The organism is Agrobacterium sp. 16-172Ci (genome assembly GCF_053522725.1).
Genome location: NZ_JBNWBW010000012.1, coordinates 26,374 through 49,194, shown reverse-complemented (window position 1 = coordinate 49,194; position 22,821 = coordinate 26,374). Strand labels below are relative to the sequence as shown.

Here is a 22,821-nt window from a genome sequence, read left to right as displayed (position 1 = left end):
CTTGCCCAATTCCAGCTCAGGCGAGTGTCGTCAGCGCGCGGCTCGAAGCGCCGGCTTCGGCAAAGCGGCTGAAGACGCCGCTGGTGGTGTTGCGCAGCCGTTCGACATCCTGCGGGCCGTAGCGGTCCGAACGGTAGCTCATCAGCACGCGAATGGAGCGCTCGCCGCCGATCATCTCTTCCATCACCTCGAATTGCAGTCCCAGCATGGATTCATGCTTGTCGGGGTCGATCTGGCGGAACTCCACCGGTTTGCCATCCGGCCCGGCAAGAGTGCCGTTCAGCTTGTTCTTGGCGTGGATCTGGATAAAGACCTCGAACAGATGGTCGCGGCCGGGCGTCATGCCCAGCGCTTCCTCGACGAGATCGATCGGGATTTCGCTATGTTCCAGCGATCCGTTGATGGTGTTCTTCACCGAAGAAATCAGGTCGCCGACGGTCATTGTCTCGCCGAAACGCACGCGATGGGCGACAACCGTGGTGAAATAGCCGATCGTATCGAAATAACCGCTATCGGTGCGGCCTGAAGCCGAGGTGCCGACCACGAGATCGCTTAACCCGCCGAGATGGCGCAGCGATGCGGCAATGGCGGCGTAAACCACGTTGAACAGCGAGGCGCTGTTCTGCTTGGCAATGGCGTAAAGCCCGTCGCTGACATGTTTTTCCAGCTTGAATTCGATCCAGCCGCCCGCCGGTGCTTCGTCCTGCGATGCCTCGTGCGGCGTGCTGTCCTGTCCGTTGAGGGTAAGGCCTTTCGGCGCATCCCGCAGCATATCGGTCCAGTAGGCGAGGTGGCCGGCATTGACGCCTGACGCGACCTGTTTTCTCGCAAATTCATGGAAGGGCGCCGGCTTGGTGGCAAAGACCGGGGCCTTGCCCGCCGCCCTTGCCCGGTAGGCCTCGGTCAGCTCGTCCATCATCAGGTTCACCGACCATTCGTCGAGTACGATGTGATGGAAAAGGAAGGAAAGCACCTGACGGCCGGTCTGCGCATCCTTAAGGAAGCGCAGCCGCATCGGCAGTTCACGCGCAAGATCGAACCTCCAGCTGGCCTCCGCGTGCCGGTCCACACCTTCGCTTTCTTCGCTGGTCCAGAACCATTTGTAACCGGGCAGATCGTGCATCGGCACGATCTTCTGCAGAACCGTATCGTCTTCGACGTAGAAATGGGTCCGCAGGCCGGGATGGCGCTCGATGATGTCGAGGAAGGCGCATTCGAAGGCATTCTCATCCACGGGATCAAGGAAATCGAGCGCGAAGGGAATGTTGAAGATTTCGCCGAAGCCGAAGGCGGCATAGGCCTTCCAGAGCGACATCTGCGCCAGCGAAAGCGGCGCTGTGAGCGAGCCGCTCGCGGTCGCCTCGGCCTGTGCGGGTGCTGCGGTTTCGAGCCGGGTCGCCTGTTTTGCGAGCGAGGCGGCGGTCGGGTAGCTGAACAGGTCGTTGAAGCGCAGCTCGATGCCGTGGTTGCTGAGAAGACGTCCGATGATGCGCGTCGCAATCAGCGAATGGCCGCCGAAATCGAAAAAATCGTCATCCGGCCCCATGTAGGGCGCAACGAGCGCTTCACGGAATTCCGCAAGGATCGTTGCGACGGTGTTGTCGTCGTTCTCACCGGAAGCAGCGGGCGAAAGGGCTGCCTGCTGCGGTGTCGCCACGGCGTTTTGGGGGACGATGTCGGAAAAATCAGCGCCGCCTTCGAGATGGCTGACGAAGCGCTCCAGCAGGAAGGCCGTCGCATGCGGCGATGTCTCCCTGCCGCCCGTCAGTTCGAGGCGGATATCGCCGGCGGCTGTCGGGCCGGCGGCAAGCGTCAGGCCGAGACCGGATTGCAGGGAGGGCAGGGGCAGGTGCTCAAACTGGAGCCCATGCTCCGATATGGCCTGAACGGGTGTCGCAAGCGCCTGCAGCGTGAAGGTGGCGGTTCCGCCCTCATTGTCGTTTCGCCGCTCCAGACCGGACAGCACGGCTTTTTCAGCCTGTTCGGGTGATTGGTCGCGGGAGATCGATACCTGTGCCGCAGCCTCGGCTGACATCGGCATTGAAGCGCCGACGCCGGGCTGCAGGCGCAGGGTTACTGTCTCGGGACCGCCGGTTTTCGCGAGGAAAAGGGCAAAACGCGATCCGGCGCGCGCCAGAAGCGCATTCGTCGCCGCGGAACTGTTGAGGCCGAGTAAGGTGGCGGGAAGATCGACGCCATGGCTGTGGCTCGCCGGCTTGTCGATCCCGTTTTGCCGCAGCGCCACGACGGTCGAGCCGGAGGCCGGACGTTGCAGCCAGCCGAGCGGAAGCGGATCGACACTGTTACTTTCGACCGCGCGCGGCGAAAGCGGTCTCGGTGTCTCACCGGCATAGGCCGCCGTAATGCCTTCCAGCAGGATTTGCGGCGAGAGGACTTCGCCGAGCAGGCCGTGGACCAGAAATGCCAGCAGGATTTCTCCCTCGCTCAAAAGCACGACGGCCTGAAACGGCGGGTCGGTCTCGGCATCGAAGGGCCTTGCCTGCAGGTCGTGCAGCAAAGTCAGGGCCTCGCCTGCCGATGGAACATGCATTAGCTGCACGATGGATGCGGACGGGGCCTCGATGCTCTTGGCAAGCGTGCCGTCCTCGCCGAAGGCAAAGCGTGCACGAAGTTCGGGCCAGACTTCGCAAAGCGTCTTCAGCGCCGAGGTCAGGCGCAGCAGATCGCACTCTTCACCGATGCGATAGGCGAGAAGGGCGCGGAAGACCTGATCGGGATCCTGAAACTGCTCGAACCAGACCCGTTCTTCGTATTGGCTCGGCGGGGCTGCATCCCCCCTGTCGAAAGTTTCTTCGATGCGACGTGCGAGCATACGCGTATTGTCTGCTGCCATGGTCCTCTCCTTGGAAATATTCGGGAATCGCGCTCCGGCGCGAAAAGTGCTGTGTCGTGGGATCAATGTCCCGCGCGCGACCGTTCGATGAGCGCCTGCCAGGCGGCAAGCGTGGGCTGCCGGGCCAGATCCTCATAATCGAGCCGCGTCCCGGCAAGCTGGGAAAGCGGTGGCATCAGCCGCATGAGGGCAAGCGAATGAAGCCCGCGACCGAACAGGTTGTCCCCCGGTTCGATGTCGCGCACTTCATCGTCGAGAACCCTGGCGATAAGGGCCTTGAGTTCCGTCATCGTCGTTTCCGCCTCCGGCATGGTGTCCGCCGCGATTGCCGGTTCACTCATCGAAATGATCGTGAACGCCGCTGGCGCCGCGCCGCCAGTAACCGGAAGCGCGAGTCCATTTGGGGTTGGCGCCGAATTCTTCGACCAGAAGGGCGCGAACCTCCTTCGCAGCCTTCGATTCGCAGGCGACCCAGCTGAAGAAATCGCCCTTCGGCAGGTCAAGCTTGCGCAGCGCACCCGCCAGCGCGTCGTGGTCGGTTCCGTTCTCCGTCTTCTGCGTCACCCAGACGATAGACGCATCCGCCTTCGTCGTGAGCTCCAGCCGGTCGGCATCCGTCTCGACCTCGATCAGCGCGACGACGCGGGTGCCCTCAGGCATTTCCTCCAGCCGCCGCGCCAGCGCGGGAAGGCCGGTATCGTCGGCAATCAGCAGATGCCAGTCGTAGGTGAAGGGAACGGTGAAGGAGCCGCGCGGACCGGCGATCCACGCTTTGTCACCCGCTTTGGCGGCCTTCGCCCAGTTGCTGGCGGGGCCGTCGTGATGGGTGGCGAAATCGATGGCGAGTTCGCCCTTTTCGGCGTTGAAGCTGCGCGGCGTGTAGTCGCGCGCTAGCGGGCGCGGCGCACCTTCCGGGAATTCAATGCCGTTCGGGCCGATCACCGGCAGGCTCGGTTCGGTTTCGCCGGGCTGGGCAAAGAACATCTTGACGTGGTCGTCGAAACCGAGGCTCGCAAAGCCCTCCAGTTCCGGCCCGGTCAGGACGATGCGGACCATGGACCGGCTGAGCTTTTCGACACGCGCGACGTTGAGCGCGCGCAGCGCGACGGGGTGGCGATGGCGTTTGGGAGTGCGGTCCGGAATGGGGGAATCTACGGTTTCTGGCATGCTCATGCTGTTGTCTTTCCTGGGATATCGCCGACGGGTTCGGCGGTTTCGCTGTCCCGGGTCGGCGTGCCGGACGATCGCGCATTGGGGGGGCTCGTCCGGCGCGATGTTCCGGCGTCGTTGCGTCAAGATGCGCGAACCATAACAGGCGGTTTCGGCCCCGGCAATATAACTTTCTCCAAAAACTCAAGTTTATACCCGGCACGTAAATCGTGCCGGGATTGGCTTTGGATAAAGCCGTTCAGCGGCGGCCTGCCCAGCTTTCCACCTCATCCAGTGTGTGCAGGGCGCTCGGGATTGAAGGCGTCGTGACCCTGGTGGAATCGAGGAAAACGATCCTTTTCTCGCGCGCCGGTTTTACGAAACGCTCCCAGCCGGGAATGATCTTTTCAAGGGCGGCGCGCGTTCCGGCCTCGCCGCGGGCGGGGCTGGTATAGCTGTTCATCACCACCAGCAGATCGGGATTGAGCTTGCCGAAGGCATCGGCGCTCAGCGGCATCATCAGGGTCGAGCCCATGCCGCCCGAAGAGGCAGCGTTGTCGATCTTCAGGCGGGTATAACCCAGATCCTCCAATGCCTGCACCGCGCCGGACATATCACCCACCGCATTGATCTGGTCGGTCAGCAGGATCGCGAGATAGGTCTTGCCCTTGATATCGTCGCCCAGCGTCTTTTTGACGGCGGCGAGCTTCGTGTCATAGGTCTTCCGGCGCTCGGCAAAGACATCGCTTCGCCCGACCAGGGCGGCAAGGTTTTCTTCGACGCTGAAACCGTAGGCATGGCCGGTGCTGACTTTTTGCAGATAGACGGGGGCGACGGTGGAGAGCTGTTCGGCCTTGCCGCCATCCATTTCCGTGGCGACGATCAGGTCCGGTTGCAGCGCCCGCAGTTTTTCAAGGTCGATCTGGCCGACCGCGCCGAAACCCTTCGGTTTCGTGCGGCCTTCACCGAGAACGGTGTCGACGAAATCGACCGCGGTGGCGAATTTGCCGTCGCTGTTGCGGCCATAGGCGCCGACCACATTGGCGTCGAGATCCATCAGCGGCACGCCGAGCAGCGGCTCGTGCATGACGACGATGCGCTGTGGTTTTTCCGGAACGGAGACGCTGCGGCCGGCGGCATCGGTCACGCTGCGCTCGGCGGCGAGGCTCGTTCCGGCGGCCAGAAGTGCGGCGATGAGCATGGCAATTCGCATGGCATTTCCTTTATTCGATGTCTTCAGTGGCTGTTGGTTCTGCGCAGCGCCTGAAGGCGCAGCGTGAGGATGAAAAGCGGCACGCCGATCAGCGTCAGCGCAAGGCCGATCGGCATCGGCGTATCGGCCACCAGTCCGCGGGACAGGGCATCGGCCGTGACGACCAGAATGCCGCCGGTAAGCCCCGACAGGAAAAGCCTGGCGCGCCCGACGGCGGGCGAAACGAAGGTGGCGAGATGCGGGGCGATAACGCCGAGAAAGGTCAGCGGGCCGACGGCCGTAACCGAGGAAGCGCTGAGGATGACCGCAAAAACAATGACGAGCGGCCGCGAATGTCTGACAGTTTCGCCGAGCGCCATGGCCATTTCATTGCCGAGATCGAAGACCGCGAGCGCCCGGCCGATGAGAAAAATGCCCACAAGGCTTGCGGCGAAAAGGGGCGCAAAAACGAAGATGGTCGACCAGCTTGCCTGAAACAGCGAACCCGCCATCCAGTCGGCCAGCGACAGCGAGGTTGCGGCCGGTGTGTAGAGTAGAAGCACGGAGGAGACGGAGGAAAGCGCCGATTCAATTGCGATGCCCATCAGCAATATGGCAAGGCCGCTCGAGCGTTCCCTTCCGACGAGGGCGATGAGAAGGAAGGCGACGGCCAGACCGCCGCCGACGGCAGCGAGCGCCACCAGCGTCTTGGGTGCGGCCGGCACCAGCACCAGAAGCAGCATGATGGTGGTCATCGCCCCCTGGCTCAGACCGAACAGGCCGGGATCGGCGAGCGGGTTGCGGGCGACGGATTGCAGTATGGCGCCTGCCAGCGCCACGCTCCAGCCGGCCATGAAACCGATGAGGATGCGCGGCAGCCGCACCGTCCACAGCGCATAGGCCTGATCGCCGCCGAGGTGCCCGCCCACCAAGCCGCGCAGGAGATCGGCGAGGCCCGTTTCGGTATTGCCGAGGCTGACGGACAGGGCGGCGAGCGCCAGCGCCAGCACAAGCAGCGCAAGGCCGGCCTTCAGATTTCCGATGCCGATCTGCAGGCCGCTCGGAAGCCGGAGGACGGCTTTGCCGTCGGTGGCGAAATGCCGTTTCATGAAAGCCCCCTTCATGACAGTCCCCTTGCCGAAGGCGACAGATAGAAGCGCTTGACGATGACGATGAAGACGAGGCCGCCGAGCAGGTCCATGAACAGCCCGGTATTGACCACATAGGGCGCAAACAGGGTTTGCGCGCCAAGATCGGCCAGCACGCAGAGGCCCGCGCCGACAAGCGCGGAGGCCGGCAGGGCAAGCGTGAAATTCACGCCAACCAGCGGCCGGGTCATATGCGGTACGATGAGGCCGACGAAACCGATGGGGCCGCAGATCGCTACCGCCGAACCCGAGGCCAGCATGGTGGCGAAGAGTGCGACCCGGGAAATACGCGTAACATTCACACCGGCGGAGGCGGCCTTTTCCGCGCCCAGCAGAACCAGCGTCAGCGGCCGGGCGACCGCCCACAACATGACGAGCGCAATTGCGCCGATCCACCAGAAATCGGTGAGGCGCTCGGCATAGACGTGGTTGATATTGCCGCCCACCCAGCTGAGGAACTCGGCGCGGCGTGTGGGGTTGGAGAGAAGCAGGGCGTTGGTCACGCCGATCAGCAGCATGGAAACCAGCGCGCCGGAAAGGATGAGCGACAGGCCGCGCGGATCGTTCGCCCGCCCGGCGAGACGCGCGACGACGAAGCAGGCGGCAAAACCGAAGCCGGCGCCCGCGAGTGCTGCAAGGCCCTGCATTTCCGGAGAGAAATCGAACACCAGCGCACCGGCAATCACAAAAAGCGTCGCGCCGGCATTCAGCCCCAGGGTGGAGGGCGAGGCGAGGGGATTGCGCGCAAGCCCCTGCAGCACACAACCGCTGACGGCCGTCGTCGCCCCCACATAGATGGCAATCAGCGAGCGTGGGATCTGCTGATAGAGAAGCACCGACTGCTCATAGCTGTCGGCCTCGCCGCGCCAGAGCGTCGCCAGCATTTCGGCAGGCGGCATGTCGCCGGACATTACCAGCAGATTGATGGCGAGGATGGCAGCCAGCAGCAGCGCGGCGGCGAAAATCAGCGTTATTTTCGGGGTCATGCCGGAATGGCCTGTTCCTGCCGCTCCAGCCGGGGCACGCAGATGAGCCGCCCCTGCCGGGAGAAGATATCGGCTTCGAGATCGAAGACCTCGGCGACATTTTCGGACGTTACCGTTGTTTTCACCGGCCCGGATGCCAGAACCCGCCCGGCTTTCAGCATGATGACATCATCGGCGAAGGTGGAGGCGAGGTTGAGATCGTGCAGCACGACGATGACACTCTTGCCATGCCTGTCCGTCAGTTCGCGCACGAGGCTGAGAACGGCATATTGATATTTCATGTCGAGATGATTGACCGGCTCGTCCATCAGGATCACGTCCGTATCCTGCGCCAGCACCATGGCGATGAAGGCGCGCTGGCGCTGGCCGCCGGAAAGCGTGTTGACCTGCGCTTTCGCCTTGTCTTCCAGCCCGACGGTCTTCAGCGCCTCGGCAAAAAGCGCCCGGTCGCGTTCAGTCGGGCCGCCCGCAAGACCGTAGCGGGCATAACCGGCAAGCTCGATCAGCTCACCGAGCGTCATATAGTCAGGGCAATGGCACTCCTGCGGCAGATAGGCGATGCGCCGCGCCAGTTCGCGGCGTCCGATCTCGCCGATCGAACGCTCGCCGAGCCTTATCGCGCCCGATGACAAGGGCACGAAACCCATGATGGTCTTCAACAGCGTCGACTTGCCGCAGCCATTGGGGCCGACCAGCGCGGTGACGCGGCCTGATCTGAAACGGGCGGAAAGCCCCCGCAGGACGGGAACATGTCCATAGCTGGCGTGAAGGTCCGTGGCGTCAAGCACCGGATACAACTCCTGTTATTCATGCGCCCATGCGTCGAGAAGCCGCACGGTCTTTATAAGTATTTGAATTTAAACGTCTAACCCGTCAAAAAAGCATTACTTTCCGGCAGGCGCGACGGTGTGGTCTTGAAGCGACACTAAACTATAGTAAAACTCTCCACAAATCGAAATTTGCCGATTCAACGTGCAGACTTCCTGCCGGTTATTTCAGTCGAGGTGCATCATGTCAGTCGCAGCCAAGCTTCATGTCGGCATGTCGCTGGCCCCAACCTGGCTCAGCGGCGAGGCATGGCGGCGCGCGGACAGCGATATAAACGGGGTGTTTTCCAGCGATTATTTCGTCGATCTGGCGCAGCGCGCGGAGGCGGCGCATGTGGATTTCGTGTTTCGGCCGGATACGCTTTTTCTGCGCACCGAGGGGCTGGAGACCGGCGGCGGATTTGCCAGCATGGATCCGACCATGCTTCTTGCGGCCATTGCGCGGGAAACCAGCCATGTCGGGCTGTTGTCCACCGTTTCGACCACATTTCTGCCGCCCTATGTGGTGGCCCGCCAGATCCAGTCGCTGAACTGGCTGAGCAACGGCAGGGCGGGGTGGAATATCGTCACGGCGCTTGAGGGGCACGAAAATTTCGGCCTGAAAGAGATGCCTTCGCCGCAGGAGCGTTACGAGCGCGCAGCGGAATTTACGCAGGTGGTGAAAGCGCTTTGGGCAAGCTTTCCGAACGAAGCTCTCAAACTCGACCGGGAAAGCGGGCGGTTTGCCGATTCCTCGTTGGTGCGGCCGGTGGCGCATGAGGGTAGGCATTTCAGCGTCAAAGGCCCGCTCAACCTGCCGTCCCATGCCAGCCGCATTCCGCTGGTGCAGGCGGGCGCTTCTCCCGAGGGCCGTGATTTCGCCTCGTCGGTGGCCGATGCTGTCTTTGCCTCGACGCCGGACATGCAGGCGGCCATCGAACTCAGGGCGGATTTGCGGCGGCGTGCCGAGGGCCACGGTCGCAACCCCGACGGCGTGAAGCTGATGCCGGGCCTCAGCCTCTATCTCGCGGAGACCGGCAGGGAGGCGCTGGAACTCTTCGCGGAGACCCATGCCCGCGCCAACCGCGCCCGCGCCTTTGCCTCCATCCGCGATATGACGGGCCTTGATCTCACGGACTGGCCGCTCACGCGGATCGTTACCGCCTCCGACCTGCCGCCGCCGCCGGAGACACCGAGAAGCCGCACCCATGCCGGCCTGCTGCGCCGGCTGATCGAACGGGAGACGCTGAGTGTTGCGGAATTATTGCGACGTCCGGAAGTGATGGGATCGGGCCATTGGCAGATCATCGGCACCGTTGAAGATGCCCTTGAGGCCATCCGCGAATGGGCGGCCGCCGGTGCTATCGACGGTTTCGTCGCAGTGCCCGGCGGTTCGGTGGCGTCCATGCGGCTGGTGCTGGAGCGGCTGTTGCCGAAGCTCGCCGATGCCGGGCTGTTCCGCACGGCCTATTCCGGCCGCACCTTTGCGGAGCATCTGGCCGAATAGGGTTACGCGCCGCCGGATTCGGCCGTCGCCTGTCTAGCTGCTTCGATAAGTCGGGAAAAATGCCGTTCGGTCTCGGCAGTGGCCACGAAGGATACGGTGGTGACGACACAACAGAGTTCGCCCTGGGCGTCGAAAACCGGCGCCGCCTTGCCCGTTAGGGCGGAGAACAGATGTTCATTGAGTTCCGCGCCACCCGCTTCGCGGATGGTTTCCAGAATGCCGGCATCGGGACGGGAGCCGCGAAAGGCGGCCGGTTGCAGCCTGCGCACGGCGGCTATCCTGTCCGGCGGCAGGTAGGCCTGAAAAACCAGCCCGCAGGCGCTGTTGTCCAGCGGCAGAACATCGCCGAGCGCCACGGTGCTGATGGAAAAGCTGGCGCTTCTCGCCCACCGCACCACGGTCGGGCCGCGTTCGGTCCAGATCGCCACGCCGCAGCTGGCGCCGATCTCGGAGGCAAGCGCATTCATCTGGCGGCCGGCGGTTTCGACCGGATTGATTCGTCTGAGCGCGCTGATGCCTATCCCAAGCGCGGCAGGTCCGAGATCGTAACTGCCGCTTGCGGGGTCCTGTATCACCAGCCCCTCCCGCACGAGGCTTTGCATGTAGCGATGCGCGGTGGAGCGGCCGGTGCCGGCGCGTTTGGCCAGTTCGCCAAGTGCCAGCGCCTTGTCCGATCTGGCGAGAAGATTGAGGAAACGCGCCGCTATCGACACCGACTGAATGAGGGCCGAGCGCTTTTCGCCCTCGTTTTCCGGCAGATTGTCCGAATCGTCATCCATGGCGTTCAAGCGCGTTCCCCCCGTTTTGTTGAGCATGCCTAACGCATCGGACCGGAAATCGGAATCGATTTCTGCGGACGGAACCATGCTGTTCCCTTTCGAAACGCTGCGGGTGCGCAAGCGGCGGTGGGTAAACTTTGTTGTAAATATGGCACATCCCGTTACGGAAGCCTTTTTGTCCGCAATACAGAACGCATTCTCTATTGCGAAACGGATAACGCTTCCGTTACTTGAATATGACTTTAATACTCATGTTTATTAGGGGTGCGTGATGGGGTTTAGCTCTAACGGTCGTTTGATGAGCGGGGTCAGCGCTCTGACGCTGGCGACATTGTTTGTGACGCCGGTTCTCGGTCAGGATCAGCAGGCTGATGCGGCGGGCACCACCGTCCTGAAGCCGATCGTCGTGACCGGTGAAAAAGTGGCGCGCGACATGAAGAACACGGCGTCGTCCGTTTCGGTCATATCCGGAGATAAAATCAAGAAGGAAAAAACCGGCGACCCGACCGTATCGGAAGCGATCAAGGATATTCCGAACGTCGTTTACACCGACAATGTCAGCGCCCCGATCATTCGCGGACAGGACACACAGGGACCGAATACCGGCTCCATCGCCTTCTTCACCGGCACGGTGCCGCGCGCGACGATCAATGTCGACGGCCATTATCTCGGTTATAACGAGTTCATCTATGGCGCGAGCTCCATCTGGGATGTCGAAAGCATCGAGGTGTTCCGTGGCCCACAGACCACCTCGCAGGGCGCCAACGCCATTGCCGGTGCGATCCTCGTCAACACCAAGGACCCGACCTTTACGCCGGAAGCCAGCTATCAGGCGGAAATCGGCAATTATCATCAGAAGCGCGGTTCCTTCGCCTTTTCCGGTCCGCTGATCGAGGATGAGCTGGCGGCACGCATGGCGATCGATTATTCCGGCCGCGACACCTTCATCGACTACATCAATTCCGCATTCGCCCATGAGGGGACGGACCAGAACTTCAAGGAATTCAACGGTCGCTTCAAGCTTCTGTGGGAGCCTTCGGAAATACCTGGTCTTTCGACAAAGCTAACCTATTCCTACAATGCCTCTAACCGGCCGAGCCAGGAAGCGGCTTCGCGCCCATTCGAGGACCTGAACCACGTCACCACAACCATGCCAAGTTTCGGCCAATACACCAATACTGGCATCCTCGACATCAATTACGATTTCGAAAACGGCGTGAAACTGTTCAACCAGACGCAGTTCTCCTCGTCCATTGCCAAGCGCCGGGTCGGCATTGCGAATACGGGTGATGCCGATATCGACCTGAAGAACACGTCCCACGAAACACGCGTGACCTTCGGTGATCAGGAAGACGTGCTGAGCGGTGTCGCGGGTATTTATTACGCACATACGAAAGCCGACGAGGTGCTTTATCTGCGTGGAACGTCGCGTTTCAACGATACCAAGGACAATCTCGGCCTCTTCAGTGAGTTGAGCTATCGCCTGACCGATCAATGGACCCTGACCGGCGGCCTGCGCTACCAGCAGGACCAGATTCAGCGCAACGGTTATCGCACATTGAGCGCGACCTCCAGAAGCTCGGTCAATTATGACGAAACCTTCTCGGAAATCCTGCCCAAGGCGTCGCTGGCCTACGCCATCAATGACGACTGGACGGTGGGCGGCCTGATCAGCCGCGGCTACAATCCCGGCGGCGTCGCATTCGACCTGACGACCAGCAAATGGCGCACCTTCGACAAGGAAACCATCTGGAACTACGAGCTGTTCACCCGCGCCAGCCTGCTGGACGATACGCTGACGGTAAACGGCAACCTGTTCTACATGGACATGAAGAATGCCCAGTTTAACGTGCCGGTGGTTGTCTCTACGGGCATCAGCGAGTCCTACACCGTCAATGCCGAGGAGGCCCATGCCTATGGTCTGGAAATCGGCGTGGATTATCAGGTCCTCGACAATCTGACACTGAAGGCCAGCGCCGGTCTGCTGAAGACGAAAATCGACGAGATTTCCAGCAATGCCGCCTATGTCGGCAAGGAATTCGCCAAGTCGCCGGGTTACAGCTTCACCGTCGGCGCTAGCTGGGACGTGACGGATAAATTCACCGTTTCGGGGCAGGTGCGCCATCTCGACGGTTATTATTCGGATACGGATAACAAGGCCGTTTACGCGATCGATCCCTATACGATTGCGGATGTGCGGGCGAGCTACAAGTTCCAGGAGGAGCTTGAAGTCTACGCCTACGTCAAGAACGTCTTCGATGAGCGCGCACCGACGCTGATGAAGGAAAACCGCGGCATTGGCGGCATCGAGGCGAGCATGACCGAACCGCGTATGTTTGGCGTCGGTATTCGCGGCACGTTCTGAGCGATTGTCGGATTTGAAAAGCAAAAGGCCTTCGAAGTGATCTTCGAAGGCTTTTTTTTGAAACGACGTGGATAAAGCCTCAGAAAAACGCCTGAATGCCCGTCTGCGCCCGGCCGAGGATCAGCGCATGGACGTCGTGCGTGCCCTCATAAGTGTTGACCGTCTCAAGGTTCTGGGCGTGGCGCATGACGTGATATTCGATCTGGATGCCGTTGCCGCCATGCATGTCGCGGGCCTGGCGGGCGATATCCAGCGCCTTGCCGCAATTGTTGCGCTTGATGATGGAGATCATTTCCGGCGCCATCTTCTGGTCGTCCATCAGTTGGCCGACGCGGAGCGATGCCTGTAGGCCGAGCGCGATTTCGGTCTGCATGTCGGCGAGCTTCTTCTGGTAAAGCTGCATGCCGGCCAGCGGCTTGCCGAACTGCTTGCGGTCGAGACCATATTGCCGGGCGCGGAACCAGCAATCTTCCGCAGCGCCCATCACACCCCAGGAAATGCCGTAACGGGCGCGGTTGAGGCAGCCGAACGGGCCTTTCAGGCCGGAAACATTGGGCAGCAGCGCGTCTTCGCCCACTTCCACACCGTCCAGAACGATCTCGCCGGTGATGGAGGCGCGCAGCGACAGCTTGCCGCCGATTTTGGGAGCGGAGAGGCCCTTCATGCCCTTTTCCAGCACGAAGCCGCGGATCTGGTTGTCATGGGCTTCCGATTTCGCCCAGACGACGAAGACATCGGCGATTGGCGCATTGGAAATCCACATTTTCGAACCGCGCAGGCGATAGCCGCCGGCGATCTTTTCGGCGCGGGTCTTCATGCCGCCGGGATCGGAGCCGGCATCCGGCTCGGTCAGGCCGAAACAGCCGATCAGCTCGCCGGAGACGAGGCCGGGCAGGTATTTCTTCTTCTGCTCGTCAGAGCCATAGGCGAAGATCGGATGGATGACGAGCGAGGACTGCACGCTCATCATCGAGCGGTAACCGCTGTCGATCCGCTCCACCTCGCGGGCGACGAGGCCGTAAGCCACATAGCTGGCATTGGCCGCGCCATATTCTTCCGGCAGGGTGACGCCGAGCAGGCCGGTGCGGCCCATCAGGCGGAACAGTTCCGGCTCGGTGGTCTCGGAAAGATAGGCTTCGGAGACACGCGGCAAGAGTTCGGATTTGCCAAAGGCGGCGGCGGCGTCGCGGATCATCCGCTCGTCGTCGGTCAGTTGGTCTTCGAGCAGAAAAGGGTCCTGCCAATTGAATGCTGCGTGTTCGCTCACGTGATGCCTCCGGATTTGGTGGCCGGATTATTGGTATTCGAGCCAGTCGGCACAAGCCATGTTTACTCATTTTTGCATTACATATAGTAATGGCTGATGACGTCTCTCAGCCGCAAACTCCTGCCTTCCACCAGTGCGCTCGCCGCCTTCGATTCCGTGGCCCGGCTCGGCAGCTTTTCCGCGGCCGCCGATGAGCTGGCACTGACCCAGGGCGCGATCAGCCGGCAGGTTATGTCACTGGAAGAACAGCTTGGGGTGCGCCTTTTCGAGCGCGGTGCGCGCGGCGTGGCGCTGACGGTGGAAGGCCGCACCTATGCAAAATCCATCGCATCGGCGCTTGGCGAAATACGCTCCGCCTCGCTCCAGATCATGACCAAAACGCATGGCAATACGCTGAACCTCGCCATGCTGCCCACCTTCGGCACCCGCTGGCTTCTGCCGCGTATCCCGGATTTCGTGGCGAACCACCCCGAAATCACCATCAATTTCGCCACCCGTATCGGGCAATTCGATTTTGAGCGCGAGCAGCTGGATATGGCGATCCATATCGGCCAGGCCGATTGGCCGGGGGCGGAGAGCACCTTTCTCATGCATGAAATGGTCGCGCCGGTGTGCAGCCCGCAATTTCTCAGCGCTCACCCGGTGGAAAGGGGCGAGGATATCGCCGCCCTGCCGTTGCTGCACATGGCCTCGCGGCCCGGAGCATGGGGCCACTGGTTCGAAAGCCTGGGACTGTCGCTCGCCCTGCCGCAGGGCATGCGCTTCGAGCAGTTCTCCAGCGTGGCGCAGGCCTGCATCGCCGGGCTCGGTGTGGCGCTGATGCCGCTGTTTCTGATCGATAACGAGCTGAAATCCAAGCAGCTGGTCAAAGCCTTCGATCATCAGGCGAGAAGCCCCAGTTCCTATTATGCGGTGGCGCCGCTTTCGCGTGCCAATCACGTGCCGGTCGTGCTGTTTCGCGATTGGCTGGTGCGCCAGGTTGAGGCTTATCGCGCCGCCAGCACTCAGGCCCTGTAAAAAATAATCGCTCTTTTCGGGCATTTAACCTTTGTGCCCAGCTTTTCGCCGTATTTCGCCGGCGCAGGACTCGACAGCGGCCCGCGCCTCGCTTATCCTGATTAAACGTTTAATCAGCCTTCCCGGACCATCCATGGCGTCGTCACGGCCTGCCACCAATCTGAGCGCGATAGCAGCGGCACTCGGCGTGTCGGTTGCAACCGTGTCCAATGCGCTGTCGGGTAAAGGCCGTGTTTCACCTGATCTGGTAGAGCGTATCCGCAAGACGGCAAGTGAACTGGGTTATGTGCCGAGTTCGGCGGGCAGGGCGTTGCGCACCGGCAGAAGCGGTGTTCTGGGGCTGGTTCTGCCTGACATTGCTAACCCGCTCTTCCCGCAGATCGCGCAGGCCATTGAAAAGGCTGCCGTTACTGCCGGTTACGGCGTGCTGATCGCCGACTCCCGTGGCGATATCGCCATGCAGACGGATGCGATCAACCGGCTGATTGAGCGCGGGGTCGATGGTATGGTGGTCGTTCCCCGCCGTGGCACGCGCATTTCCGATGTCGATTGCCCGGTCGCCGTCATCGACAGCCCGTCGACACCGAGCAATACCGTTGCCGCCGACCATTGGGATGGTGGCCGGCAGGTGGGTGACTATCTGGCAGGCCTTGGCCACCGCAAGGTGGTGCTGGTGGGCAAGAACCGCGATTCCAATGTGCAGAACGACCGTCTCGGCGGCATTCGGGATGGTCTTGGCAAGGCCTGCGTGACCCGGACGCTCTGGATCGACAGCATCGAAGAGTCTGACGGTGCGGGTTGCCGGCTGGGGCTTGCCGATCTGGTGGCGGATGGTTTTACCGGCTTTGCCGCCATTTCCGACCTGCATGCGCTGCGGGCGCTGACCGAGTTGCAGCGCGAGGGCATCGAGGTGCCGGAAGAAGCAAGCGTCACCGGTTTCGACGATCTCATCTTTTCCGCCGTGGTCACCCCGCCGCTTACGACCATGCGCATGGATATGGGCCGCATCGCTGATCTGGCCGTCAGCGCGCTGCTGCGCGCGATCGATGGCGCCGGCGAAAACGGCATCGCGGGCGAAGTGACCGCGGAAATCTCGAAAGTACCGATGGCGCTGATCATGCGCGGCTCCACCGGCAAGGCAAAGCATGATGCGATTGAAGCCAAAAAAACCACAGCAGGAGAACTCACACCATGAAAAAGATCATTCTCGCATCGGGCTCCGCCCTGATGCTGACGATGGGTGCCGCTGAGGCGCAGGACAAGACGCTGACGATCTCGGTCTACGCCTTCGCGCAGGACGAATTCAAAGAACTGGTCTATACGCCGTTTGAGCAGAAATGCGGTTGCAAGCTGGTCGTTGAGACCGGCAACAGCGTTGAGCGTCTGGCCAAGATGGAGGCCAACAAGGCCAATCCGGTAGTCGATCTCGCCATCGTCTCCATGGCCGATGCGCTTTCGGCCACCCGCAAGGATCTGATCCAGAAGATCGATGCTTCCAAGGTTCCCAATATCGAAAAGCTCTATGATATCGCCAAGGATCCGAATGGCGACGGCATGAGCGTCGGCGTCAATTTCTACGCCACCTCAATTGTTTACCGCACCGACAAGATGAAGATCGACAGCTGGGCCGATCTTTTGAAGGACGATATCGTCGACCACGTCGCCTTCCCGAATGTTACCACCAATCAGGGCCCGCCGGCGCTTTATATGCTCGGCAAAGCTATCGGCAAGGACACGCCCGATCTTTCCGGCGCCATCGAGGCCGTGGGCGAAAAGAAGGACGACATCGTCACTTTCTACGTCAAATCCTCGCAGTTGGTGCAGTTGATGCAGCAGGAAGAAATCTGGGCAGCCCCCATCGGCCGCTTCTCCTGGGCGCCTTTCACCAAGCTCGACCTGCCGCTTGCCTGGGCGACGCCCAAGGAAGGCCAGACCGGCGGCATGAACGTGCTCGTGGTGCCGAAGGGCACGAAAAACGAAGATCTGGCGTTGCAGTTCATGGATTTCTGGCTATCGACCGACGTTCAGAAGGCGCTGGCCGAAAAGCTGGTGGACAGCCCGACCAACAGGGAAGTCAAGGTTTCCGATGAGGTGGCCAATAACATCACCTATGGCGACGAAACCGCAAAAAGCCTGCAGCTCATTCCGTCCGACGTGACGCTGGATAACCGCGACAAGTGGCTGTCGGAGTGGAACGCGAAGGTGGGCCAGTAAGCCCATTCACCGTTTGGAATGGGGCATTTAAACGTCCGCAAGGACGGCTCCATTCCCGGAAAAGCGGTTCGGTCGTCCCCTGACCGCTTTTCCACCCTTTTTGATCGTAGGCCGGCGCGTCTGGCTGCCGTAACAACCGGCCCTCAGGCCGTTCAGGGAATAAACCCATGTTTCAGAACCGGGCCGAAGCGCTGGCGCTTGCCTTGCCTGCCGCAGTTTTCGCGGCGGCGGTCTTTCTTGTGCCGGTCTTCATCCTGCTGTCGGAGGGCTTCCGCACCGCCGACGGCTGGACGTTGTCGGCTTATGCCGATTTCTTCACCGATCCGCTGAACCAGACGGTTTTCCTGCGCACCCTGAAGCTCGGCGCGCTTGTCACCATCGTCTCGGCGGTGGTGGGTTATGCGGCGGCCTTCGCCATCGTCAACCTGTCGCAGGGCGCGAAGGGGCACGTCGTCAATCTGGTCGTGCTGCCGCTGATGATTTCGCCTGTCGCCCGCACCTATGCCTGGATCGTCATTCTGGGTCGAACCGGCATCGTCAATCAGGCGCTGCAGGCTGTCGGCCTGAGTGACGGGCCGATCCGTATCCTGTTTTCCGAAACAGCCGTCTTCATCGGCCTTCTGCAATTGTTCCTGCCATTGATGATCATCTCGCTCATCAGTGCGCTTGAGAATATGCCGAAGGATACGATTGCGGCTGCCCGAGTGCTCGGCGCAAGCTGGCTGCAGGTGTTCTGGAAGGTCATCCTGCCGCTCACCAAGGAAGGGTTGGTCGTCGGTGGCACGCTGGTCTTCACCGGTTCGCTGACGGCCTATATCACGCCCGCCATTCTCGGCGGCTCCAAGGTGCTGATGCTGGAAACCCTGCTTTACCAGCAGGTAACGGTTTCCAACAATTTCGTCTCCGCGAGCGTCATCGCCTTCATCCTGATCGTCATGAGCTTTGCCGCCAATATCCTGCTGAAGCGCATCGCCACCGCAAGGAACAAGAAATGACCCGGCAGCTCTTCATTCCGCTCACGCTTCTGCTTGTCGTCGGTTTCCTGATCGGGCCGTTCCTCATCATCGTCGCGGCCTCGTTTTCGGCCGGCGATACGCTCGCCTTTCCGCCGCAGGGCTTTTCGCTGAAGTGGATCGCCAAGGTCTTTACCGTTGAGAGCTTCCGGGAAAGCTTTGCCATGTCGATGTTCCTCGCCATCGGCGGCACGTTTGCGGCGCTCATCCTCGGCATCCCCGCTTCTTACGCCATGTCGCGCTACAAGCTGCCTTTTGCCGAGACGGTGCGCACTATCGTTTCCGCGCCGATCATCGTGCCCGGCATCATCGTCGGCTTAGCGCTGCTGCGCTATTTCGTCGTGCCTTTCGGCATCGGCATCACGCTTGCATTGTTCCTCGCCCACACGGCACTCATCCTGCCCTATGCGGTGCGGGTGGTGTCGGCCAGCCTCAACAATCTGCGCTCGGACATCGAAGAGGCGGCGGTGCTGCTCGGCTCGTCGCGGGTCGGGGCGTTTTTCCGCGTCGTGTTGCCGAATATTCGCGGCGGCATTCTCTCCGCCTTCATTCTCGGTTTCGTAACGAGCTTCAACCAGGTGCCGGTGTCGCTGTTCCTGTCAGGCCCCGGCGTTCGCACGCTGCCCATTGATATGCTGGGCTACATGGAAATCGTCTTTGATCCTTCCGTGGCCGCACTCTCCTCGCTGCTCGCCTTCCTTTCCATCGGCATCGTCTTCATGGCCGAACGTTTCCTGGGGTTCTCCCGTTATGTCTGACGCAAATTACCTTTCGCTCAAAAAAGTCTCGCTCGCCTATGGCGGCAATGTCGCCGTCAAGGACCTCGATCTCGATATCCGCAAGGGCGAGCTGCTCGCGCTTCTTGGGCCTTCCGGCTGCGGCAAGACCACGACGATGCGCGCCATTGCCGGGCTGATGCCGGTGGCCGGCGGGCGCATCGATCTCGATGGGGCAGACATTACCCGGGTGGCCGCGAACAAGCGTGCCGTGGGTCTAGTGTTCCAGTCCTATGCGCTCTTCCCGCATCTGACGGTCTATGAAAACGTCGCCTTCGGCCTGAAGCTCAAGGGCATGAACGGCAAGGCGCTGGAAGACAAGGTCGCCTCCGGCCTGAAATCGGTGGGCTTGTCCAGCTTCGCCTCGCGAAAGCCGGCGGAGCTTTCCGGCGGCCAGCAGCAGCGCGTGGCGCTGGCGCGCTCCATGGTCATGGAGCCGAAGGTGCTCTTGCTCGATGAGCCGCTCTCCAACCTCGATGCCCGCCTGCGCCTTGAAATGCGCACCGAATTGCAGCGCGTGCAGAAGGAAACCGGCGTGACGATGATCTTCGTCACCCATGACCAGATCGAGGCTTTGGCGCTCGCCGACCGCATTGTCGTCATGAAGGGCGGCAAGATTGAGCAGATCGGTACGCCGGAAGAGATCTACAACGCGCCGGTTTCATCCTTCGTGGCGGATTTCGTCGGCTTCGAAAACATCTTCGCGCTGGAAGGCGGCGCGCTCAAAACCGCAAACGGCGCAACACCGCTTCCCGGACCAGTCCTTTCAGCATCCGGACTGGCCTGGCGGCCGCGCATGGTCACCCTCGGTTCAGGTCCTTTCCAGGGAACCGTGCGCGGCACCTCCTTTGCCGGCAACAGCCGCGAATATCTGCTCGATACGCCGCTTGGCCCCATCAAGGCGGAAACGGACGCCGCCCTGACCTCCCACGCAATCGGCGATACGCTCGCCTTCGACCTGCCGGTCGAAAAAGCGGCGAGCCTCAAGGTGTTCAACTGACCATGGGTGTATGGATCGATACCGATATGGGCTTCGACGATATCGCCGCCATCATGGTGGTGCAATCGTCGGGCCTTGCCATCGACGGCATTTCGCTGGTCTTCGGCAACGCGACACTTCAGGCCGTCTGCCGCAATGCCGCAGGCGCCGTCTCAGCCTTCGGCTGGTCGATGCCGATCCATCAGGGCCGCACCATGCCGGTGCTCGGTGCACTCGAAACCGCGCAATGCATTCTGGGCGATAACGGCATTCCGACCGTCGGCCAAAACTTGCCGGATGCGCCGGTCTTGCCGAAAAGCGATGCCTTTGCCGCCCTGTGCAACTGGCTTGAGGGTGATGGTGAGAAGCGCATTCTGGCACTCGGCCCACTCACCAATATCGCCGCGCTTTGCCTTGCCCGGCCTGATCTTGCCGCCAGAATTTCCGATCTCACCTGGATGGGTGGTGGCGTGACCAGCGGCAACCACACGGCCTCGGCCGAATTCAACGCCTTTGCCGATCCGGAAGCGCTGGCCATCGTGCTCTCCCACGGCCTGCCGTTGCGCATGGTCGATCTGGACGCCTGCCGCAAAGTTACCGCCTCGCCGGCCGATGTGCTGCCGATCCGCAATGCCGGCGGCAAGAATGCCGGGCTGATCGCCGATCTGCTGGAAGGTTTCATCGGCATCGCCACCAGCCGTGGCAGAGCTGCCATGGCGCTTTACGATCCCGTTGCCGCCGTCGCATTCGTCTCCGGTCTCATCGGTTGGCGTCATGCGCGGATCGATGTCGAGCTTCAGGCGACGCTGACGCGCGGGCGAACCGTGGTCGAGACGCGCGCTGAGAAAGCTCACGCCTTCAACGCGCATTTCGCCGAAACGGTGGATGCCGAAGGTGCGAAGACGGCGATTCTCGAGGCGTTGCGCCGGGAGGCCGCCCGATGAGCGCGAACTTTCCGACACGCGAGCCTGCCGATCTCACCGATGATGCGCTGCGCAGCCGCGCGGTCGCTGCCGCACGCGGCGATGCACCTTTCGATGTTCTCGTCAGCGGCGGAACATTGGTGGATGTGGTGACGGGAGAGCTTCGCGCCGCCGATATCGGCATTGTCGGCGCTTTGATCGCCAGCGTGCACGAGCGGGCAAGCCGAAGCGATGCTGCACGGATCATCGATGCGGCAGGCGCCTATGTCTCGCCCGGCCTCATCGACACACATATGCATATCGAAAGCTCGATGGTCACGCCAGCCGCCTATGCGGCGGCCGTGGTTGCCCGCGGGGTCACCACCATCGTCTGGGACCCGCATGAATTCGGCAATGTGCATGGTGTGGAAGGGGTGCGCTGGGCGGCGAAATCCATCCAGAACCTGCCCCTGCGCGCCATTCTGCTCGCGCCCTCCTGCGTGCCTTCCGCACCGGGGCTCGAGCGCGGCGGGGCGGATTTCGACGCTGCCATTCTCGCCGATATCCTGTCGTGGCCGCAGGTCTGCGGTGTCGCGGAAATCATGAATATGCGCGGCGTCATCGAGCGCGATCCGCGCATGAGCGGCATCGTGCAGGCCGGGCTTGCCTCGGAAAAGCTGGTCTGCGGCCATGCACGCGGCCTGAAGGGCGCCGATCTCAACGCCTTCATGGCGGCGGGCGTTTCTTCCGATCACGAGCTGGTCTCGGGCGAAGACCTGATGGCGAAACTGCGGGCAGGAATGACCATTGAGCTGCGCGGCTCGCACGATCACCTGCTGCCGGAATTCGTGGAAGCGCTGAACGCGCTCGGCCATCTGCCGCAGACGGTGACACTCTGTACCGACGACGTCTTCCCTGACGATCTGTTGCAGGGCGGTGGGCTTGACGATGTTGTGCGCCGCCTCGTCGGTTATGGCCTGAAGCCCGAATGGGCGCTGCGCGCCGCAACGCTCAATGCCGCGCAAAGGCTCGGGCGTGCCGATCTCGGCCTCATCGCCGCCGGCCGTCGCGCCGATATCGTCGTCTTCGAGGATTTGAGCGGTTTTGCCGCCCGCCACGTTCTGGCCGAGGGCAGGGCGGTTGCGGAAGGCGGGCATATGCTCGCCGACGTTCCGGCCTGCGATGCGACAGCGCTCGAAGGCTCGATGAAGCTGCCGCTGCGCGCAGCCGATGATTTCCGGGTTGCCTGCGAAGGCGCGAAGGTGCGCCTCGCCACCATCGACCGCCCGCGCTTCACGCAATGGGGCGAGGTGGAAGCCGAGGTGACGGATGGTTTCATCGTTCCGCCTGAGGGCGCGACGATGATTTCCGTCACCCATCGCCACGGCATGGCCGAGCCGATCACCAGAACCGGCTTTCTCACCGGCTGGGGAAACTGGAACGGCGCCTTTGCCACCACCGTCTCGCATGACAGCCACAACCTCACCGTTTTCGGCGGCAATGCCGAGGACATGGCGCTCGCCGCCAATGCGGTGATAAAGGCCGGCGGCGGCATGGCTGTCGCTTCCGAAGGCAGGGTGACCGCACTTCTCCCGTTGCCGCTTTCCGGCCTCGTTTCCGATGCCCCGCTTGACGACGTGGCAAAGGCTTTCGAAGAATTGCGCGAAGCCGTCGGCAGGCTGGTGGAATGGCAGCCGCCCTATCTCGTCTTCAAGGCCTGCTTCGGCGCCACACTCGCCTGCAATATCGGCCCGCACCAGACGGATATGGGCATTGCCGATGTGTTGACGGGCAGGGTGATGGAAAGCCCGGTGATTTCGGTTGTGAGCTAGAACATCCGCTCACATCTTTCGGTTGTCATCGCGCG

General features: G+C 61.8%; 19 protein-coding genes. 10 read left to right on the top strand and 9 right to left on the bottom strand.

All coding sequences use genetic code 11. From position 1 onward, the window contains the following. Window positions 1-16 precede the first annotated feature (16 nt). From ACQZ40_RS12960 to ACQZ40_RS12930, 7 genes are all read right to left on the bottom strand, one after another. The gene (locus tag ACQZ40_RS12960; RefSeq protein WP_448748092.1) at window positions 17-2,854 is read right to left on the bottom strand and encodes a condensation domain-containing protein; all 2,838 of its coding nucleotides are present in this window, start codon (window positions 2,852-2,854) and stop codon (window positions 17-19) included. Window positions 2,855-2,916: 62 nt separating this feature from the next. Next, window positions 2,917-3,195: a phosphopantetheine-binding protein gene (locus tag ACQZ40_RS12955; RefSeq protein WP_448748091.1), complete on the bottom strand. Its 279-nt coding sequence runs from the start codon at window positions 3,193-3,195 to the stop codon at window positions 2,917-2,919. After that, window positions 3,188-4,027 carry a siderophore-interacting protein gene (locus ACQZ40_RS12950; RefSeq protein WP_448748090.1) on the bottom strand — a complete coding sequence of 280 codons (840 nt, stop codon included), beginning with the start codon at window positions 4,025-4,027 and terminating at the stop codon, window positions 3,188-3,190. Before ACQZ40_RS12950 ends, ACQZ40_RS12955 begins: the two co-directional genes overlap by 8 nt. Before the next feature lie 235 nt (window positions 4,028-4,262). After that, a complete protein-coding gene (locus tag ACQZ40_RS12945) occupies window positions 4,263-5,216 on the bottom strand; it encodes an ABC transporter substrate-binding protein (protein WP_065655268.1) in 954 nt (317 codons plus the stop codon). A gap of 23 nt (window positions 5,217-5,239) precedes the next feature. Beyond that, on the bottom strand, window positions 5,240-6,304 hold the full coding sequence (locus tag ACQZ40_RS12940; RefSeq protein ID WP_448748089.1) for a FecCD family ABC transporter permease: 1,065 nt from the start codon (window positions 6,302-6,304) through the stop codon (window positions 5,240-5,242). An 11-nt stretch (window positions 6,305-6,315) separates the two neighbouring features. After that, window positions 6,316-7,329, bottom strand: a complete 1,014-nt coding sequence (locus ACQZ40_RS12935) for a FecCD family ABC transporter permease (RefSeq protein ID WP_448748088.1) — start codon at window positions 7,327-7,329, stop codon at window positions 6,316-6,318. Beyond that, window positions 7,326-8,126: an ABC transporter ATP-binding protein gene (locus ACQZ40_RS12930; RefSeq protein ID WP_448748087.1), complete on the bottom strand. Its 801-nt coding sequence runs from the start codon at window positions 8,124-8,126 to the stop codon at window positions 7,326-7,328. The genes ACQZ40_RS12935 and ACQZ40_RS12930 overlap by 4 nt, the downstream gene beginning before the upstream one ends. Before the next feature lie 214 nt (window positions 8,127-8,340). On the opposite strand from ACQZ40_RS12930, the gene ACQZ40_RS12925 reads away from it, so the two are divergent. Beyond that, the gene (locus ACQZ40_RS12925) at window positions 8,341-9,642 is read left to right on the top strand and encodes an NtaA/DmoA family FMN-dependent monooxygenase (RefSeq protein ID WP_448748086.1); all 1,302 of its coding nucleotides are present in this window, start codon (window positions 8,341-8,343) and stop codon (window positions 9,640-9,642) included. A gap of 2 nt (window positions 9,643-9,644) precedes the next feature. Here ACQZ40_RS12925 and ACQZ40_RS12920 read toward each other — a convergent pair whose 3' ends face one another. After that, window positions 9,645-10,421 (bottom strand): IclR family transcriptional regulator, encoded by a 777-nt coding sequence (locus ACQZ40_RS12920; RefSeq protein WP_448748132.1) that lies wholly within the window; start codon window positions 10,419-10,421, stop codon window positions 9,645-9,647. Window positions 10,422-10,719: 298 nt separating this feature from the next. Here ACQZ40_RS12920 and ACQZ40_RS12915 point away from each other — a divergent pair, with 298 nt between their 5' ends. Further along, window positions 10,720-12,786: a TonB-dependent receptor gene (locus ACQZ40_RS12915; protein WP_448748085.1), complete on the top strand. Its 2,067-nt coding sequence runs from the start codon at window positions 10,720-10,722 to the stop codon at window positions 12,784-12,786. Between the two features lie 79 nt (window positions 12,787-12,865). On the opposite strand, the gene ACQZ40_RS12910 is transcribed toward ACQZ40_RS12915, so the two are convergent. Next, window positions 12,866-14,053, bottom strand: coding sequence for an acyl-CoA dehydrogenase (locus tag ACQZ40_RS12910; protein WP_125146471.1), 1,188 nt, complete (start codon window positions 14,051-14,053; stop codon window positions 12,866-12,868). Between the two features lie 96 nt (window positions 14,054-14,149). On the opposite strand from ACQZ40_RS12910, the gene ACQZ40_RS12905 reads away from it, so the two are divergent. The 8 genes from ACQZ40_RS12905 to ACQZ40_RS12870 all read left to right on the top strand — a co-directional run bounded on the left by ACQZ40_RS12905 (window position 14,150) and on the right by ACQZ40_RS12870 (window position 22,786). Next, the gene (locus ACQZ40_RS12905; RefSeq protein WP_125146472.1) at window positions 14,150-15,070 is read left to right on the top strand and encodes a LysR family transcriptional regulator; all 921 of its coding nucleotides are present in this window, start codon (window positions 14,150-14,152) and stop codon (window positions 15,068-15,070) included. A gap of 133 nt (window positions 15,071-15,203) precedes the next feature. Further along, the gene (locus tag ACQZ40_RS12900; RefSeq protein ID WP_448748084.1) at window positions 15,204-16,265 is read left to right on the top strand and encodes a LacI family DNA-binding transcriptional regulator; all 1,062 of its coding nucleotides are present in this window, start codon (window positions 15,204-15,206) and stop codon (window positions 16,263-16,265) included. Further along, window positions 16,262-17,284, top strand: a complete 1,023-nt coding sequence (locus ACQZ40_RS12895; RefSeq protein WP_078053249.1) for an ABC transporter substrate-binding protein — start codon at window positions 16,262-16,264, stop codon at window positions 17,282-17,284. The genes ACQZ40_RS12900 and ACQZ40_RS12895 overlap by 4 nt, the downstream gene beginning before the upstream one ends. A 167-nt stretch (window positions 17,285-17,451) precedes the next feature. Further along, window positions 17,452-18,279, top strand: coding sequence for an ABC transporter permease (locus tag ACQZ40_RS12890; protein ID WP_448748083.1), 828 nt, complete (start codon window positions 17,452-17,454; stop codon window positions 18,277-18,279). Continuing rightward, window positions 18,276-19,055 (top strand): ABC transporter permease, encoded by a 780-nt coding sequence (locus tag ACQZ40_RS12885; RefSeq protein WP_065655279.1) that lies wholly within the window; start codon window positions 18,276-18,278, stop codon window positions 19,053-19,055. Before ACQZ40_RS12890 ends, ACQZ40_RS12885 begins: the two co-directional genes overlap by 4 nt. Further along, window positions 19,048-20,073 (top strand): ABC transporter ATP-binding protein, encoded by a 1,026-nt coding sequence (locus ACQZ40_RS12880; RefSeq protein ID WP_448748082.1) that lies wholly within the window; start codon window positions 19,048-19,050, stop codon window positions 20,071-20,073. The genes ACQZ40_RS12885 and ACQZ40_RS12880 overlap by 8 nt, the downstream gene beginning before the upstream one ends. Before the next feature lie 2 nt (window positions 20,074-20,075). After that, window positions 20,076-20,996 carry a nucleoside hydrolase gene (locus ACQZ40_RS12875; RefSeq protein WP_142845241.1) on the top strand — a complete coding sequence of 307 codons (921 nt, stop codon included), beginning with the start codon at window positions 20,076-20,078 and terminating at the stop codon, window positions 20,994-20,996. Continuing rightward, window positions 20,993-22,786, top strand: a complete 1,794-nt coding sequence (locus ACQZ40_RS12870; RefSeq protein ID WP_448748081.1) for an adenine deaminase — start codon at window positions 20,993-20,995, stop codon at window positions 22,784-22,786. The genes ACQZ40_RS12875 and ACQZ40_RS12870 overlap by 4 nt, the downstream gene beginning before the upstream one ends. Window positions 22,787-22,821 lie beyond the last annotated feature (35 nt).

Coding starts and splice junctions, on each gene's coding strand:
- ACQZ40_RS12960 (WP_448748092.1), bottom strand. CDS start 2,854: ATGGCAGCAGACAATACGCGTATGCTCGCACGTCGCATCGAAGAAACT.
- ACQZ40_RS12955 (WP_448748091.1), bottom strand. CDS start 3,195: ATGAGTGAACCGGCAATCGCGGCGGACACCATGCCGGAGGCGGAAACG.
- ACQZ40_RS12950 (WP_448748090.1), bottom strand. CDS start 4,027: ATGAGCATGCCAGAAACCGTAGATTCCCCCATTCCGGACCGCACTCCC.
- ACQZ40_RS12945 (WP_065655268.1), bottom strand. CDS start 5,216: ATGCGAATTGCCATGCTCATCGCCGCACTTCTGGCCGCCGGAACGAGC.
- ACQZ40_RS12940 (WP_448748089.1), bottom strand. CDS start 6,304: ATGAAACGGCATTTCGCCACCGACGGCAAAGCCGTCCTCCGGCTTCCG.
- ACQZ40_RS12935 (WP_448748088.1), bottom strand. CDS start 7,329: ATGACCCCGAAAATAACGCTGATTTTCGCCGCCGCGCTGCTGCTGGCT.
- ACQZ40_RS12925 (WP_448748086.1), top strand. CDS start 8,341: ATGTCAGTCGCAGCCAAGCTTCATGTCGGCATGTCGCTGGCCCCAACC.
- ACQZ40_RS12920 (WP_448748132.1), bottom strand. CDS start 10,421: ATGGATGACGATTCGGACAATCTGCCGGAAAACGAGGGCGAAAAGCGC.
- ACQZ40_RS12915 (WP_448748085.1), top strand. CDS start 10,720: ATGAGCGGGGTCAGCGCTCTGACGCTGGCGACATTGTTTGTGACGCCG.
- ACQZ40_RS12905 (WP_125146472.1), top strand. CDS start 14,150: ATGACGTCTCTCAGCCGCAAACTCCTGCCTTCCACCAGTGCGCTCGCC.
- ACQZ40_RS12900 (WP_448748084.1), top strand. CDS start 15,204: ATGGCGTCGTCACGGCCTGCCACCAATCTGAGCGCGATAGCAGCGGCA.
- ACQZ40_RS12895 (WP_078053249.1), top strand. CDS start 16,262: ATGAAAAAGATCATTCTCGCATCGGGCTCCGCCCTGATGCTGACGATG.
- ACQZ40_RS12890 (WP_448748083.1), top strand. CDS start 17,452: ATGTTTCAGAACCGGGCCGAAGCGCTGGCGCTTGCCTTGCCTGCCGCA.
- ACQZ40_RS12885 (WP_065655279.1), top strand. CDS start 18,276: ATGACCCGGCAGCTCTTCATTCCGCTCACGCTTCTGCTTGTCGTCGGT.
- ACQZ40_RS12880 (WP_448748082.1), top strand. CDS start 19,048: ATGTCTGACGCAAATTACCTTTCGCTCAAAAAAGTCTCGCTCGCCTAT.
- ACQZ40_RS12875 (WP_142845241.1), top strand. CDS start 20,076: ATGGGTGTATGGATCGATACCGATATGGGCTTCGACGATATCGCCGCC.
- ACQZ40_RS12870 (WP_448748081.1), top strand. CDS start 20,993: ATGAGCGCGAACTTTCCGACACGCGAGCCTGCCGATCTCACCGATGAT.